Origin of the sequence: Pseudomonas sp. GM84, assembly GCF_000282535.1 — a bacterium.
In the GTDB taxonomy this organism is placed as follows: domain Bacteria; phylum Pseudomonadota; class Gammaproteobacteria; order Pseudomonadales; family Pseudomonadaceae; genus Aquipseudomonas.
Window position 1 is genome coordinate 22,600 of the sequence record NZ_AKJC01000319.1, and the last position, 15,498, is coordinate 38,097.

Genomic DNA, 15,498 nt, shown 5'->3' on the forward strand with positions numbered 1-15,498 from the left:
ACCCTTGTATTCAAGGAACTTGCGACCATTTGGCCAGATCAAAGCGGGCATCTCCAACCCTCACCCTTCGAGGTGTTTCATCATGCGTCTCAAAACCGCCATCGCAGCTGCCGCCCTGCTTTCGCTGCCTGTGGGCTCCGCCATGGCCGATACCTTCTGGCGTAATGTAATGACTTCCGGTGCAACCACGGCATCGAGCTACATCACTTCGCACGACAAAAAGCTGGTACTCGCGGCGCAGGATGACGCGGGCAGCTTCGTCGCCAGCGAAGGCGCTATTCGTGGGCCGTTCCTCGAGCAGGCGCTGCGTCAGGTACGCACCGAGAACCCAGGGGTGCAGGCTTCGGACATGGAACTGGCCAATGCCATTCTGGCCAGGAATGCGGTAGCCGAGTAAGCGCTGCGGGGGCTTCGCCCCCGATCGCCGGCAAGCCGGCTCCTGCATGCAGTGAGAGCCTGTGGGAGCCGGCTTGCCGGCGATGATGCCCACACCGATCTCAGCGATAAGCCTCCACCGGCACGCAAGCACAGAACAGATTCCTGTCCCCATACACATTGTCCACCCGGTTCACCGCCGGCCAGTATTTGTGCTGGCGCACGTGAGCACTGGGTGCCACCGCCTGCTCAAGGCTGTACGGCCGGTTCCACGGCGCCAGCACATCGGCCAGCGTATGCGGTGCGTGCTTGAGTGGGTTGTCTTCCGACGGCCAAGTACCGTCCTGCACCTGGTCGATCTCCGCACGGATCGCCAGCATCGCTTCGATGAAGCGGTCCAGTTCGGCTTTCGATTCGCTTTCGGTCGGCTCGACCATCAGTGTCCCCGGTACCGGGAACGACATGGTCGGGGCATGGAAGCCATAGTCCATCAGGCGCTTGGCGACATCCTCTTCAGTGATCCCGGTCTGGGCCTTCAGCGGCCTGAGATCGAGAATGCACTCATGGGCCACACGCTGATTGCGCCCGCGGTACAGCACCGGGAACGCCCCGCCCAGTTGGCTGGCCAGGTAGTTGGCCGACAGAATGGCCACCTCGCTGGCGTCGGCCAGTTGCGGGCCCATCATGGCGATGTACATCCAGCTGATTGGCAGGATGCTCGCGCTGCCCCAAGGGGCGGCACTGACTGCGCTGTTGTTCGGGTCCAGGCCCGGTACCGGCACCACCGGGTGGCTGGCAACGAAAGGCTTGAGGTGGGCGCCAATGCCGATCGGCCCCATGCCGGGCCCGCCGCCACCGTGCGGGATACAGAAGGTCTTGTGCAGGTTCATGTGCGAGACGTCGGCGCCGATGTCCGCTGGCCGCGCCAGGCCGACCTGGGCGTTGAGGTTGGCGCCATCCATGTACACCTGGCCGCCCTGTTGATGGACGACCTCGCATATCTCGCGAATGCCCTCTTCATACACGCCATGGGTCGAGGGGTAGGTGACCATCAGGCAGGACAACCGGTCCCCGGCAGCGTGCGCCTTGGCTTTGAGGTCCGCTAAGTCGACGTTGCCCTCGTCATCACAATCGACGATCACCACCTCCATGCCGGCCATTTGCGCCGAAGCCGGGTTGGTGCCGTGGGCCGATGACGGGATCAGGCAGAGGGTGCGCTGGGGTTGGTGGCGGCTGCGATGGTAGCGCGTGATCGCCATCAGCCCGGCGTATTCACCCTGCGCGCCGGAGTTGGGCTGCATGCAGATGGCGTCGAAGCCGGTAATGGCGCACAACCAGCTTTCCAGCTCATCGATCATCGCCTTGTAGCCCGTGGCCTGGGCAGCAGGCGCGAAGGGGTGTAGCTGGGCGAAACCGGGCCAGGTGATGGGGATCATCTCACTGGTGGCATTGAGCTTCATGGTGCAGGAACCCAGCGGAATCATCGACTGGTTCAGCGCCAGGTCCTTGTTCTCCAGCTGTTTGAGGTAGCGCAGCATCTCGGTTTCGCTGTGGTGCAGGTTGAACACCGGGTGAGCGAGAAACGGCGTGCGTCGTACCAGGGCGGCAGGAATGCCTTCGGGCAGCGCTTGCTGGTCGAGGGTGGCGATGTCCAGGCCATGGTTCACGCCGAGGAAGATGTCGAAAAGCCGCAATACGGTCTCTTCGCTGCAGGTTTCGTCCAGGCTTACCCCCAGGTGCCCGCGACCGAGGATGCGCAGGTTGATGCGCGCCGCTTCGGCGCTTTCGATGATCGCCGCCTGGGCGCCGCCGACGTCCACCGTCAGGGTATCGAAGAAGTGCTGGTTGAGGCGCTTGAGGCCCTTGGCCTCAAGGCCGGCCGCCAGCACGAAGGTGAGCCGGTGCACGCGCTGGGCGATGCGCTGCAAGCCTTCAGGGCCGTGGTAGACCGCATAGAAACCGGCAATGTTGGCCAACAGCACCTGGGCTGTGCAGATATTGGAGTTGGCCTTCTCGCGACGGATGTGTTGCTCGCGGGTCTGCAGCGCCATGCGCAGCGCGGTATTGCCACGGGCATCGCGCGACACGCCGATGATGCGCCCGGGCATCGCCCGCTTGAAGTCGTCGCGGCAGGCGAAATAGGCCGCGTGGGGGCCTCCGTACCCCATGGGCACGCCGAAGCGCTGGGTCGAGCCCAGCACCACATCGGCACCCAGTTCACCTGGCGGTGTCAGCACCACCAGGCTGAGCAGGTCGGCGGCCACGCAGGCCAGGGCATGCTGGCTGTGCAACTGGTCGATCAGCGGGCGCAGGTCGCGCACCTCGCCATGGGTGTCGGGGTATTGCAGCAAGGCGCCGAACACCTGGTGCTTGGCGAGGTTATCCACCGCGTCGACGATCAGCTCGAACCCGAACCCTTCGGCGCGGGTACGCAACACCGACAGCGTCTGCGGGTGGCAGTGCTCGTCCGCGAAGAACGCATTGCTCTTGTTGCGCGCCACCCGCTTGGCCAGGGCCATGGCTTCGGCAGCCGCGGTGGCTTCATCGAGCAACGAGGCATTGGCCAGGGCCAGGCCGGTGAGGTCGATGACCATTTGCTGGAAGTTCAGCAACGCTTCCAGTCGGCCTTGGGCGATTTCTGGCTGATAGGGCGTGTAGGCGGTGTACCAGCCGGGGTTTTCCAGCACGTTGCGCAAGATGACGGTGGGGGTGACGGTGCCGTGGTAGCCCATGCCGATCAGGCTGGTCCGGACCTGGTTCTGCTCGGCGTAGCGGGCGAGCTTGGCCAGTGCGGCCTGTTCGTCCAGGGCTGACGGCAGGTCGAGGGGGCGGTTGAGGCGGATGCCCGGTGGCACTGTCTGCTCGATCAACTCGCTGCGGCTCTTCAGGCCAAGGGTAGCGAGCATGGCCTGCTGCTCCGAGGCATCGGGCCCCAGGTGGCGGCGCAGGAAAGGGTTGAGCTCTTGCAGTTGATGCAGGGATGGCGACTGGGACATGACGACGCTCTCTTCCTAGACCAGGTCTCATGGAGACTTATAAGTCTAGGAAGGATTGCCGAGAGTGCGGGAAAACTTGCTTGCAGGCCCGGCCACTTCGCGGGACAAGCCCGCTCCCACAGATTTTTCGCAGGCTTCTGAGGCTGCGTAGATCCTGTGGGAGCGGGCTTGTCCCGCGAAGTGGGCGCCGCGGTCTTATTCGCCGATAGCGGCTTGGTAACCCGCAGCATCCAGCAGCTTGTCCAGCTCGGCCGGGTTGCTCGGCTTGAGCTTGAAGATCCAAGCGCCGTAGGGTTCTTCGTTGAGCAGCTCCGGGCTGTCGGCCAGCGCTTCGTTGACGGCGATGACTTCGCCACCGATCGGGGCGTAGATGTCGGAAGCGGCCTTGACCGACTCGACCACACCCGCCGCATCGCCGGCCGCAAAGGTTTTGCCGACTTCGGCCAGCTCGACGAACACCACGTCACCCAGGGCTTCCTGGGCGTGGTCGCTGATGCCCACGGTCACACTGCCATCGGATTCCAGGCGCGCCCACTCGTGGCTTTCGGCAAAACGCAGATCGGCGGGGATATTGCTCATGTCTTGTATTCCTCGATTGGGTCAGCGGTTCGGCCCGCCGTTGATTGTTCAGATGAGAATCTTGCCGTGGCGCACGAAGGTCGGTTTGACCACCCGCACCGGGTACCACTTGCCGCGAATCTCGACCTCGGCACGGTCGCCGGTGGCCATGGGTACGCGGGCCAGGGCAATGGACTTGCTCAGCGTAGGAGAGAAACTACCACTGGTGATCTCCCCTTCGCCAATGCCGCCAACGCGAACGACCTGATGGGCACGCAGTACACCGCGCTCCTCCAGTACCAGGCCGACCAGTTTGTCCTGCACGCCACGCTCGATTTCCGCCAGCAGGCCGGCACGGCCAATGAAGTCGCGCTCGGCAGGTTCCCAGGCGATGCACCAGCCCAGGTTGGAAGTGAGTGGGGTGTGGCTTTCGTCGATGTCCTGGCCGTACAGGTTCATGCCGGCTTCCAGGCGCAATGTGTCGCGGGCACCCAGGCCACTGGGGGCGATACCGGCGCCGACCAGGTCGTTGTAGAAGGCGACGGCCTCACAGCCCGGCAGAATGATCTCCAGGCCGTCCTCACCGGTATAACCCGTGCGGGCAATGAACCAGTCGCCTTCGGCAACACCTTCGAACGGGCGCAGCTCGCGAATCAGCGCGGCGCGCGATGCGCTGAGCAAGGCGGCGACCTTCTCCCGGGCCTGGGGGCCTTGAATGGCGAGAATGGCCAGATCAGGGCGCACCTTGAAATCGACAGCGAACCCGCTTTGCTGGGCCTCCAGCCAAGCCACGACCTTGGCCCGGGTCGACGCATTGGTGACCAGGCGATAGCCATTTTCGGTGCGATAGGCGAGCAGGTCATCGATGACCCCGCCCGCTTCGTTGAGCAATGGGCTGTACAGCGCCTTGCCGACAGTGTCCAGGCGGGCGACATCGTTGGCCAGCAACCGCTGCAACCAAGCGGTGGCATCAAGGCCAGCGACGTCGATCACGGTCATATGGGAAACATCGAACACCCCACAGTCGCTGCGCACCTGATGGTGCTCCTCGACCTGCGAGCCATAGTGCAGGGGCATGTCCCAGCCACCGAAATCGACCGTCTTGGCGCCTAGCGCCAGGTGCAAGTCGTACAAGAGCGTGCGCTGTCCCATGGGTTCTCCTTCCGGGCGTGGCGAAGCGGCGGCGGTTGTTGACGTTTGATCGTCAGCTCTTCTTGTAGGACCCGCCGCGCGAATGCCGCGCATTGTAGCCGCAAGGGCGCGGGCTGGCATCCTCAGTGAGTGTGACCGGGGCGCCGGGCAGATCGGCGAATCAGGCCGATGACCGGCAGCAGGCCCACCAGCACCAGGGTCAACGCAGGCAATGACGCGCGCGCCCACTCGCCTTCGCTGGTCATCTCGAACACCCGTACCGCCAAGGTGTCCCAGCCGAACGGGCGCATCAGCAAGGTGGCGGGCATCTCCTTGAGCACGTCGACGAATACCAGCAGCGCAGCACTGAGGGCACCCGGCACCAGCAGTGGCAGATACACCTTGAAAAATAATCTTGCGCCACCGACACCCAGGCTTCGCGAGGCCTCGGGCAACGACGGGCGGATGCGTTCCAGGCCGCTTTCCAGCGGCCCGTAAGCCACGGCGATGAAACGCACCAGGTAGGCCAGCAGCAGGGCTGCCAGGCTGCCCAGCAGCAGCGGCTTGCCCGCCCCGCCCAGCCATGCCGAGAGCGGAATCACCAGGTGATTATCGAGGTAGCTGAACGCCAGCATGATCGAAACCGCCAAGACCGAACCGGGCAATGCGTACCCCAGATTGGCCAGGCCAACCCCGGCCCGTATACCGCCCGTCGGCGCCTGGCGACGCGCGAAGGCCAGCAGCAACGCCACGCACACAGTAATCAGCGCGGCCATGCCTCCCAGGTACAGGGTGTGCAGCACCAGTCCGACATAGCGTTCATCCAGGTCATGCCGCCCACGCTGCCAGAACCACACCAGCAATTGCAGCAGCGGGATGACGAAGGCACAGGCGAACACCAGCAGGCACCAACCGCTGGCCAGCAGCGCCTTGATACCTCGCAGGTGGTATAGCGCCTGCCCGCGGGGCCGCTCGTTGCCGGTGCGGGTTGCGCCCCGTGCACGGCGTTCGCCGTACAGCACCAACATCACCGCCAACAGCAACAGGCTGGCCAGCTGTGCCGCGCTGGACAGGCTGAAGAAGCCGTACCAGGTCTTGTAGATGGCCGTGGTGAAGGTATCGAAATTGAAGACTGCCACCGCACCGAAATCCGCCAGGGTCTCCATCAAGGCCAGGGCGATGCCTGCGCCAATAGCCGGCCGGGCCATGGGCAAGGCCACCCGCCAGAACGCCTGCAGTGGCGATAAGCCCAGCACCCGTGCGGCTTCCATCAGGCCCTTGCCCTGAGCCAGGAACGCCGTGCGTGCGAGCAGATAGACATAGGGGTAGAACACCAGCACCAACACCGTGATCACGCCCCCCGTGGAGCGCACCCGCGGCAGGCGCATCGGCCCGAACACTTCGCGCAAGGCGCCTTGCACGGGGCCGGCAAAGTCGAGCAGGCCGACGAAGACGAAGGCGAGGACGTAGGCGGGAATCGCGAAGGGCAGCATCAGTGCCCAGTCCAGCCAGCGCCTGCCGGGGAATTCGCAAAGGCTGGTGAGCCAGGCCAGGCTGACACCGAGCACGGTGACACCCACGCCCACGCCCAGCACCAGGGTGACGGTGTTGCCCAGCAGGCGGCTCATCTGGGTGTCGAGCAGGTGCGACCAGATTTGCAGGTCGATCGATTGCCAGGCCAGCAGCAGGACGCTCAGGGGCAGGAGCACCAGGGCGGCGATCAGGGAGACCGGGAGATACCAGCGGCGTTGGGGAGCGTGGGGCAAGGTCAAGAGTCTCGGTTGCGATGGCGACCGCGATGCGGTCGATCGCGGGCAAGCCCGCTCCTACAGGGATCGGTGCCACCCGCGAGGGTTTCACAGTACCTGTGGGAGCCGGCTTGCCGGCGATAGGGCCCTAACAGACCCCGGAAGGATAAGGCCTGGCGCTTAGTTCCAGCCAGCCCGGTCCATCAAACGAATGGCCTCGGCCTGACGCTTGCCAGCCACCTCGACCGGAATGCTGTCCGCCTTGAAGCTCCCCCAGGCCGCCACTTCAGCAGAAGGCTTGACCTTCGGGTTGGCCGGGAATTCCTGGTTGATGTCGGCGAACAGCTTCTGCGCTTTCTCGCCGGTCATCCATTCCACCAGCTTCTTCGCCGCTTCAGGGTGCGGTGCATGCTTGGTCAGGCCGATACCCGACAGGTTGACGTGCACACCGCGATCACCCTGGTTCGGCCAGAAGATCTTCACCGGCAGTTGCGGGTTCTGTTTGTGCAGACGACCGTAGTAGTAAGTGTTGACCACGCCCACATCGCACTGGCCCGCCTCGATGGCCTGGATCACCGCGTTGTCGTCCGAGAACACGTCGGTGGACAGGTTGTTGACCCAACCCTTGACGATCTTTTCGGCCTCGGCCTCGCCGTGGTTCTCGATCAGCGTGGCGGTCAGCGACTGGTTGTAGACCTTCTTGGCGGTGCGCAGGCACAGGCGGCCTTCCCACTGCTTGTCGGCCAAGGCTTCGTAGGTGGTCAGTTCCTCGGGTTTGACCCGATCGGTGGAGTAGATGATGGTGCGTGCACGCAGGCTCAAGCCGGTCCAGTCATGGGAAGAGGCGCGATATTGCGGCGGGATGTTCTGGTCGATGATCGGCGACTTGATCGGCTGCAGAATGCCCATCTGCTCGGCCTGCCAGAGATTGCCGGCATCGACGGTCAGCAACAGGTCGGCCACACCGTTCTCGCCCTCGGCCTTGATGCGCTGCATCAGCGGGGCTTCCTTGTCGGTGATGAACTTGATCTTGACCCCGGTTTCGGCGGTGTAGGCATCGAACACGGGCTTGATCAGCTCGTCGATGCGCGAGGAGTACACCACCACTTCGTCCGCTGCCTGGGCGGCGCCACCGAACAAGGTCAGGGCCAGGGCGGCCAGTAGGGGCTTGCGTGGCAACATGGGAAGCACTCCTTGGATCGTATGAGAGGCGCAAATGGTAGTTAATCCCATTTTCTGGCTCACCTACCCAGCCGTTACCGGATGTTGCAGGGGGCTGCTATGCAGCCCATTCGCGGGACAAGCCCGCTCCCACAGAAGCCTGCCGTTCTTGAGTGCTGCGGTGTACCTGTGGGAGCGGGCTTGCCCCGCGAATGGGCCGCAAAGCGGCCCCGGCAATTTCAAGCCTTGGCCAGTTCCGGCAAGTCTCCGGAAAGCCCCAAGGCCTGACGCACAAACACCGCCTTGGCCTCCGGCATCTGCTCCACCAGCTTCAACCCACTGTTACGCAACCAGCGCAACGGCAGCGGATTGGCCTGGAACAACCGCTCGAAACCTTCCATCGCCGCCATCAGCGCCAGGTTATGCGGCATGCGCCGACGCTCGTAGCGGCTGAGCACCTTCACATCCGCCAGGCGCTCGCCACGCTCACAGGCATTCACCAGCACTTCGGCCAGCACGGCGGCATCGAGGAAGCCCAGATTGACGCCTTGCCCCGCCAACGGGTGGATGGTGTGCGCGGCATCGCCGATCAGTGCCAGCCCCTCATCCACATAGCGCTTGGCGTGGCGCTGACGCAGCGGTACGCAGACACGCGGGTCGGCCTCCAGCACTTCCCCCAAGCGCCCTTCGAAAGCGCGCTCCAGGGCCTTGCGGAAGACATCGTCAGGCATCCCCATCAGCTGCTCGGCTTGCTCCGGCGTGGTCGACCAGACGATCGAGCACCAGTCCTGCTTGCCGTCACGCAGCAAGGGCAGGAACGCCAGCGGCCCCTCATCGGTGAACCGCTGCCAGGCGGTGCCCTGGTGTGCGGCGCTGCAGCGCACACTGGTGACGATGGCGTGGTGCAGGTAGTCCCATTCACGCGTTTCGCAACCGGCCAGGCGCCGCACCGCCGAATTGGCGCCATCGGCGGCCACCACCAGCGGCGCACGCAGGCGGCGCCCATCGGCCAGGGTCAGCAGCCACTCGTCGCCAGAACGACGCAGCTGCTCCAGCCGGGCATTGGGCAGCAGGCCGATGTCGCTGTCGTGCAGGCGGTCCAGCAGGCCGTCCTGCACCACCCGGTTCTCGACGATGTGGCCCAGCGTCTGGGCATGCACGCTGGCAGCCGAGAAATGAATCTGCCCGGTGCCGCTGCCGTCCCACACATGCATGTCGGTATAGGGTGCGACACGCCGCTTGGCGATACCTTCCCAGGCGCCCAAGCGCTCCAGGATGCGCTGGCTGGCGGCCGACAGGGCACTGACCCGGGGCTCGAACGGCGCGTTGCCATCGAACGGTTTGACCGACAGCGAGCCGCCATCGAGCAGGAGGATTTCCAGGCCGCTATGGCGCAAGGCCAGGGCCAGGGCGCTGCCGACCATACCGGCACCGACAATCAACAGATCTGCGCGCATTTCCATGCCTTACGCCTGCCTCGCTTGCGGCTTGAGCCGCACGTATAGGGTTTTATCGACCCGCGCCACCAGCTCGCCGGTGCCGTCGCGGATATCGACCTGCAAATGTGGCAGGTACTTCTTGCCACTGGCGGTCTGCTGGCGGATTTCCTCAAGCAGCGCGTCATCGACATGGAATTCGGCATACACCGGGCCCTTGCCTGGGGTGATGAAGTCGATGCTGGCGGCCTTGTCCCAGACAATGTACTCACGGCCCAGCTGCTCGATCAGCAGCAGCATGTAGAACGGGTCGACCATGGAATACAGACTGCCGCCGAACTGGGTACCGACATAGTTGCGGTTCCAGCGGGTGAGCTTCATGCATACCTTGACGCTGCGCATGTCCGGGCTGATGTGCTGGATGCGGATACCGGCACCGAGGTACGGCGGGTAGAGGTTCAGCAGCCAGCGCAACATGCGCGCCCGGCGCGCCAGCCTGCGCGGGTCGCTCATGCCTGGCCCCGCGGATCGGGGCGGGTGCCCAGGCCCATCGCCTGGCGGGCGAACCAGCTTTTTGCCGGTGGCAGCAGGTCGAGGCCGAGCAGACCGATGTTGCGCCCAGCCGCCAGCAAGGGCTGATTGCTGCCGAACAGGCGAGTGACCTGGTCGGAGAAGCCGATGGTCAAGGCCTGGTCGAGCCGCTGGCGTTGATGATAGGCCAGCAGGGTCGCCAGGTCGCCTGGCTGCTGGGGACCCGCCAGCAGCGCGTCGGCCAGCGACTGCACGTCGCGCAGTGACAGGTTGAAGCCCTGCCCGGCGATCGGGTGCAGGCTGTGCGCGGCATTGCCCAGCACCACCAGGTGCGGGCGTACCTGCTCCTGTGCTTCGACCAGCGCCAGCGGATAGAGGTGCCGGGCGCCGACCTGGCGCAACGCGCCAAGGCGGTAGCCGAAGGCATCCTGCAACTCGCGCAGGAAGCTGCGCTCGTCGATTTCCGCCAGGCGACGGGCATCCATCCCCTGCCGGGTCCAGACCAATGCGCAGCGGTTTTCCGGCAACGGCAACAGGGCCATGGGGCCCTGCTCGGTAAAGCGTTCGAAGGCCTGGCCGCCGTGAGCTTCGCCTGGGGAGATATTGGCGATCAGCGCACTTTGTTCATACGGCGTGCGGCGCACATGGATGCCCAGTTGTTCGCGCAGATCGGAGCGGCCACCATCGGCCAGCACCGCCAAATCGCATTCCAGGCTGGTGTCGTCTTCCAGCTGCAGCCGGTAGCCACCTTCGATGGCCTGCATCGCCCGCACTTCGGCCGGGCAGCGCCAGCTCACCACTTCCCGGTCCAGCCCCTGCCACAGGCACTGGCCAAGCCAGGCGTTCTCGACCACGTAGCCCAGTGCCGGCACGCCTTCTTCCTGCGCGTCGAGGCGCGTGGCGCCAAAGCGCCCACGGTCGGACACATGAATTTGCCGGATCGGCTCGGCACGCGGACTGATCGCTTGCCAAAGGCCAAGCTGCTGATAGATCTGCTGGGTGCCGAACGACAGCGCCGACGAGCGTGCGTCGTAGCTCGGCTGGAAGCTGTCGCCTGGTGCGAAGGGTTCGATCAGCACGATCTTCCAGCCACGCGCCTTGGCACCGGCCTGCAGCGCCAGCGCCAGGCTCGCGCCCACCAGCCCGCCGCCAATGATCGCCAGGTTGACCCGATTCATGCCGCGTCCTTACGGGCTGCCTGCATCAGCGCCTCGATCTCGGCGACCGTGCTGGGCACGCCCGAGGTCAGAATTTCACAACCTTGCCTGGTCACCACCACGTCGTCCTCGATCCTTACGCCGATGCCACGCCATTTCTTCGCGACATTCTGGTTGTCGGCGGCAATGTAGATGCCTGGCTCGACGGTCAGCGCCATGCCGGGTTCCAGCACGCGCCACTGGCCGCCCACCTTGTATTCACCGACATCGTGCACATCCATGCCCAGCCAGTGCCCGGCGCGGTGCATGTAGAAGGCCCGGTAGGCCTCACTGTCGATCAGCGCCTGCACTTCGCCCTTGAGCAGCCCCAGTTCAACCAGGCCCTCGGTGATGACCCACACGGTGGCCTCGTGGGCGTGGTTCCAGTGCTTGCCCGGTGCGATCTCGGCGAAGGCGGCGTGCTGGGCTTTGAGTACCAGCTCGTAGATGGCCTTCTGCTCCGGCGAAAAACGCCCGCTGACCGGGAAGGTGCGGGTGATGTCACTGGCATAGCAGTCGATCTCGCAGCCGGCATCGATCAGTACCAGGTCGCCGTCCTTGAGCGGTGCGTCGTTTTCCTGATAGTGCAGGATGCAGCCATTGCGACCGGCGGCGACGATCGAGCCGTAGGCAGGCATCTTCGCCCCGCCCTTGCGGAACTCGTAGTCCAGTTCGGCTTCCAGGCTGTATTCATGCAGCCCTGGCCGGCAGGCCTGCATGGCCCGCACATGGGCCCGCGCGGAAATCGCCGCGGCAGCACGCATCACCTTCACTTCCGTCGCCGATTTATACAGGCGCATGTCGTGCAGCAGGTGATCCAGCGCAACGAACTCGTTCGGCGGCTGGGCACCAAGGCGGGCTTTGGAGCGGATCACGTTGATCCAGTCCATCAGCCGGCGGTCGAACTCGGCGTTGCTGCCCATGGCGCTGTAGACCCGCTCGCGGCCTTCGATCAGGCCGGGGAGGATCTCGTCGATGTCGGTGATCGGAAAGGCATCGTCCGCGCCGAAGTCACGGACCGCGCCTTCCTGCCCGGCGCGCAGGCCGTCCCATTGCTCGCGTTCGGGGTTGCGCTCGCGGCAGAACAGCACGTATTCGCCATGCTCGCGCCCTGGGATCAGCGCGATCACCGCCTCCGGCTCCGGGAAGCCGCTGAGGTACTGGAAGTCGCTGTCCTGACGGTACACGTGCTCGACGTCGCGGTTGCGGATGGCAACCGCGGCAGCCGGCAGAATGGCAATGCTGTTGGGGACCATCTGCGCCATCAGCGCCTTGCGCCGACGGGCATACTCGGCCTTGGGTATGTGGCTCATGGGCAGAACTACCCCCGGTTGATCAGTGCAGCGATGGTTTTGGCGCAGGCGCGGCGGGTGCGGCCAGTTCCGTGAACAGCAGCAGCGGCGCGACGCGCAGGTATTCCATGACTTCCATGTAGTCGCTCTCGCCGTCTTCGGACTCTTCCAGGGCTTCCTGGACCTGGGAAATGGCCACCAGGTCCTGGAGCACTTCCTTGGCATCGGTGGACAGGTCCTTGCCGCCGGCGTTCAGCCCGAAGCCGGTGATGAAACCCTGGCACCATTGGCCCAGCGCCGTGGCGCGGTCGGTCAGCGAGGTTTCGTCGCCCGGCAGCAGCAGGACGATGGCGATGTCTTCGCCGGTAAGCTCGGCCTTGACCATTTCCTGCAGGCCGATCAGGGCTGCGCGGACAGTGTCTTGCGGCTCGTTCTCCAGCACGCCGGCGGCGTCGGCCAGCCAGGAGTCGGGATCGAAGCCGGCGCCGGCGCAGCTGCGGCCAATCAGCAGGCCATGCAGCTCGGCAGGGGAAACAGGGTGGCCGTTGCTCGAGAGCAGTGCGGCGAATGCAGTGTAGGGCGATTGGGTATTAGGCATGGTCGGCTAGGCGCCAGACGGCGCATTTGACTAGAATGAAGACCTTGTATCCTAGCATCGGCAGGCGCGCCAAGACCATCGGCACTGGCCGTCGCCGTACAGGGAGAGGCATCATCGCAGGGTGATTCAACGACGGAGCGAATCGAGTGCAACCCACGCAAGAGAACGACCTGCAGGCGCTGATGAGCCGGTTCGAGTTGCTGATCGAACGTGTCGAGCAACTAAAACGGCAAAATGCACTCCTAATAGCCCAGGAAAAATCCTGGCGCGAGGAGCGCGCGCACCTCATCGAAAAGAACGAAATCGCCAAGCGCAAGGTCGAGTCGATGATTTTACGCCTGAAGGCCCTGGAGCAAGACTCATGAGTTCAAGCAATAGCGTCACCGTGCAGATCCTCGACAAGGAATACTCGATCATCTGCCCGCCGGAAGAGCGCAACAACCTGGTCAGCGCCGCGCGCTACCTGGATGGCAAGATGCGTGAGATCCGCAGCAGCGGCAAGGTGATTGGCGCCGACCGTATTGCAGTCATGGCCGCGTTGAACATCACCCACGAGATGCTGCACCGCCAGGAAGATCGCACCGATGCTCCCGCTGGCGGCACCACCCGCGAACAGGTACGCGACCTGCTCGATCGCGTCGACAAGGCATTGTCCGACGATGCGGATACCAAAATCGGCTGAGATTGGTATACTGGCGCCACTCCCTGGGGGATGCGCCAGTCGGTTATGTCCCTGAGCCGATACGCACAACCACGGGGGTTGCACGCTGGGGCCGGTGTGCATGTCCGCCCGACGGAAAGCCTTAACGCCCCCTGCAATCTCCACCTTGAACTTTCGGGTTCAAGGGCTACACCGATAGCGGTCTTATCGGGGAGCCTGATTTCCTTTGCCTGCCGGCTCGGCAGGCAAACCGACACCTGGGACTGCCAGTGCCATGACTGAAACTGAGCCGCTTACCCGCCCCCAGCTTCGTCGTCTGCTTCGCAATGCCCGCCGCGCACTCACCCCTGCCCAGCAGCGCCAGGCCACGCTTGGCCTGTATCGCCAATTGGCCCAGCACCCGCTGTTCCGGCGTGCCCGCCATATCGCTCTGTACCTGCCCAACGACGGTGAAATCGACCCGCAGTTACTGCTGCGCGAGGCCCAGCGCCGGGGCAAACGCACGTACCTGCCGGTACTGCACGCCTGGCCGCGCACACGCATGGTGTTCCAGCGCTTCGAACAGGGTGAAAAACTCAAGCGCAACCGCTTCCGTATTCCCGAACCGATAACCGACCGCAAGCGCCAGCGGCCGATCTGGGCATTGGACCTGATCCTGCTGCCGTTGGTCGGCTTCGATGAAGTAGGTGGCAGGCTGGGCATGGGCGGCGGCTTCTACGACCGCAGCCTGGCCTACCAGGCGCGCCGCAAGGCGTGGAAGAAACCCTTGTTGCTGGGGCTGGCCCATGAATGCCAGAAGGTCGAACGACTGGCGCAGGCCAGTTGGGATGTACCTTTGCAGGGCACGGTCTCGGACCGTGGCTGGTACCTGGCGCCGAACTGAGCGGCGTCAGCGGCGGGGGATCAGCGCTGCGGCTGGCCGGCGTCGACCGGAGTCTGGTAGGCAATGTCCAGCTTGCGCTCCAGGATACCCTGGGCATAACCGGTGGTGACCACGCCAAGGCCAAAGATGAAGACCAGGATCCACAGTAGATCCGGTTTGCGTTGGTTCATCGAAGCATGCCCCCCTAGGCACTGTCAGGCTCGGTGACTTTCTTGGAGTCCCCGGAGCGTCTAGCTTTAAAATCGGCGCATTCTCCGACAACCTGAGTCGACACGCAAACGTTGACGCCAACCGGCTGTCGGTTTCGTGCAACAGGTTATTTCAAACCTTTTCAGGAGCAGTATCCATGGCCTATTGGCTGATGAAATCCGAGCCCGACGAACTGTCGATCGAAGGGTTGGGCCGCCTGGGCGAGGCGCGCTGGGATGGCGTGCGCAACTACCAGGCACGTAATTTCCTGCGGGCCATGAGCGTCGGTGACGCGTTCTTTTTCTACCACTCCAGCTGCCCGCAACCGGGCATTGCCGGAATAGCCCGGATCACTGCAGCGGCTTATCCCGACCCTACCGCGCTGGACCCCGAGAGCCACTATCACGACGCCAAGGCCACCCCCGAGAAAAACCCGTGGAGCGCGGTGGATGTGGCGCATGTGAAGACGTTCAGGCAGGTGCTGGGGCTGGGGCTGCTCAAGCAGCAGAGTGCGCTGGCGGAGCTGCCGCTGGTGCAGAAGGGGACACGGTTGTCGGTGATGCCGGTGACCGAAGAGCAGTGGACGGCGATCATTGCGCTGGCGAGTTGAATGGGGTTGGCCTGGCTGGAGATCTTTAGCGTTCTTGCGATCGAGCGCCGCCCGCGCGGCGCATCGCGAGCAAGCTCGCTCCTACATTTGTTGCAACGTGCCTATGCCTGATAGGCCATGGTTGTCAGCCTTG

The 15,498-nt window shown here is 64.3% G+C and carries 16 protein-coding genes and 1 other RNA gene; 6 read left to right on the plus strand and 11 right to left on the minus strand.

Annotation, left to right across the window (positions count from 1 at the left end; all coding sequences use genetic code 11):
• Positions 1 to 82: 82 nt before the first annotated feature.
• A complete protein-coding gene (locus PMI38_RS22785; RefSeq protein ID WP_008099362.1) occupies positions 83 to 397 on the plus strand; it encodes a DUF2388 domain-containing protein in 315 nt (104 codons plus the stop codon).
• A 100-nt stretch (positions 398 to 497) separates the two neighbouring features.
• Here PMI38_RS22785 and gcvP read toward each other — a convergent pair whose 3' ends face one another.
• From gcvP to PMI38_RS22835, 10 genes are all read right to left on the minus strand, one after another.
• Positions 498 to 3,371 carry an aminomethyl-transferring glycine dehydrogenase gene (gcvP, locus tag PMI38_RS22790; RefSeq protein ID WP_008099365.1) on the minus strand — a complete coding sequence of 958 codons (2,874 nt, stop codon included), beginning with the start codon at positions 3,369 to 3,371 and terminating at the stop codon, positions 498 to 500.
• 195 nt (positions 3,372 to 3,566) lie between these two features.
• Positions 3,567 to 3,950 carry a glycine cleavage system protein GcvH gene (gcvH, locus tag PMI38_RS22795; RefSeq protein ID WP_008099367.1) on the minus strand — a complete coding sequence of 128 codons (384 nt, stop codon included), beginning with the start codon at positions 3,948 to 3,950 and terminating at the stop codon, positions 3,567 to 3,569.
• 48 nt (positions 3,951 to 3,998) lie between these two features.
• Positions 3,999 to 5,081, minus strand: coding sequence for a glycine cleavage system aminomethyltransferase GcvT (gcvT, locus tag PMI38_RS22800; RefSeq protein WP_008099369.1), 1,083 nt, complete (start codon positions 5,079 to 5,081; stop codon positions 3,999 to 4,001).
• Positions 5,082 to 5,203: 122 nt separating this feature from the next.
• The gene (locus PMI38_RS22805) at positions 5,204 to 6,826 is read right to left on the minus strand and encodes an ABC transporter permease (protein ID WP_008099371.1); all 1,623 of its coding nucleotides are present in this window, start codon (positions 6,824 to 6,826) and stop codon (positions 5,204 to 5,206) included.
• Between the two features lie 162 nt (positions 6,827 to 6,988).
• Positions 6,989 to 7,990 (minus strand): extracellular solute-binding protein, encoded by a 1,002-nt coding sequence (locus PMI38_RS22810; protein WP_008099373.1) that lies wholly within the window; start codon positions 7,988 to 7,990, stop codon positions 6,989 to 6,991.
• A 218-nt stretch (positions 7,991 to 8,208) separates the two neighbouring features.
• Positions 8,209 to 9,426: a 2-octaprenyl-3-methyl-6-methoxy-1,4-benzoquinol hydroxylase gene (locus PMI38_RS22815; protein WP_177324925.1), complete on the minus strand. Its 1,218-nt coding sequence runs from the start codon at positions 9,424 to 9,426 to the stop codon at positions 8,209 to 8,211.
• Between the two features lie 9 nt (positions 9,427 to 9,435).
• A complete protein-coding gene (locus PMI38_RS22820) occupies positions 9,436 to 9,918 on the minus strand; it encodes a DUF4442 domain-containing protein (RefSeq protein WP_008099375.1) in 483 nt (160 codons plus the stop codon).
• Complete coding sequence (gene ubiH / locus PMI38_RS22825; protein ID WP_008099376.1) at positions 9,915 to 11,114, minus strand: 2-octaprenyl-6-methoxyphenyl hydroxylase; 1,200 nt, start codon at positions 11,112 to 11,114, stop codon at positions 9,915 to 9,917. The genes PMI38_RS22820 and ubiH overlap by 4 nt, the downstream gene beginning before the upstream one ends.
• Positions 11,111 to 12,445: a Xaa-Pro aminopeptidase gene (gene pepP, locus PMI38_RS22830; RefSeq protein WP_008099381.1), complete on the minus strand. Its 1,335-nt coding sequence runs from the start codon at positions 12,443 to 12,445 to the stop codon at positions 11,111 to 11,113. The genes ubiH and pepP overlap by 4 nt, the downstream gene beginning before the upstream one ends.
• 22 nt (positions 12,446 to 12,467) lie before the next feature.
• On the minus strand, positions 12,468 to 13,022 hold the full coding sequence (locus PMI38_RS22835) for a YecA/YgfB family protein (RefSeq protein WP_008099383.1): 555 nt from the start codon (positions 13,020 to 13,022) through the stop codon (positions 12,468 to 12,470).
• A 182-nt stretch (positions 13,023 to 13,204) separates the two neighbouring features.
• Between PMI38_RS22835 and PMI38_RS22840 the strand changes: the two genes are divergently transcribed.
• The 4 genes from PMI38_RS22840 (at position 13,205) to PMI38_RS22850 (ending at position 14,566) form a co-directional block, all read left to right on the plus strand.
• Positions 13,205 to 13,387: a TIGR02449 family protein gene (locus PMI38_RS22840; protein ID WP_043274084.1), complete on the plus strand. Its 183-nt coding sequence runs from the start codon at positions 13,205 to 13,207 to the stop codon at positions 13,385 to 13,387.
• Positions 13,384 to 13,704 (plus strand): cell division protein ZapA, encoded by a 321-nt coding sequence (locus PMI38_RS22845; RefSeq protein WP_008099387.1) that lies wholly within the window; start codon positions 13,384 to 13,386, stop codon positions 13,702 to 13,704. The genes PMI38_RS22840 and PMI38_RS22845 overlap by 4 nt, the downstream gene beginning before the upstream one ends.
• Positions 13,705 to 13,721: 17 nt before the next feature.
• A non-coding RNA gene (ssrS, locus tag PMI38_RS26820) (6S RNA) lies at positions 13,722 to 13,901 on the plus strand.
• Positions 13,902 to 13,957: 56 nt separating this feature from the next.
• Entirely contained in the window at positions 13,958 to 14,566 is a 609-nt protein-coding gene (locus PMI38_RS22850) for a 5-formyltetrahydrofolate cyclo-ligase (protein ID WP_008099389.1), read from the plus strand.
• Positions 14,567 to 14,586: 20 nt separating this feature from the next.
• Here the strand turns inward: PMI38_RS22850 and PMI38_RS27300 are convergent, their stop codons facing one another.
• Positions 14,587 to 14,736: a hypothetical protein gene (locus PMI38_RS27300; protein WP_008099392.1), complete on the minus strand. Its 150-nt coding sequence runs from the start codon at positions 14,734 to 14,736 to the stop codon at positions 14,587 to 14,589.
• Positions 14,737 to 14,912: 176 nt separating this feature from the next.
• Here PMI38_RS27300 and PMI38_RS22855 point away from each other — a divergent pair, with 176 nt between their 5' ends.
• A complete protein-coding gene (locus PMI38_RS22855) occupies positions 14,913 to 15,365 on the plus strand; it encodes an EVE domain-containing protein (protein ID WP_008099394.1) in 453 nt (150 codons plus the stop codon).
• Positions 15,366 to 15,498 lie beyond the last annotated feature (133 nt).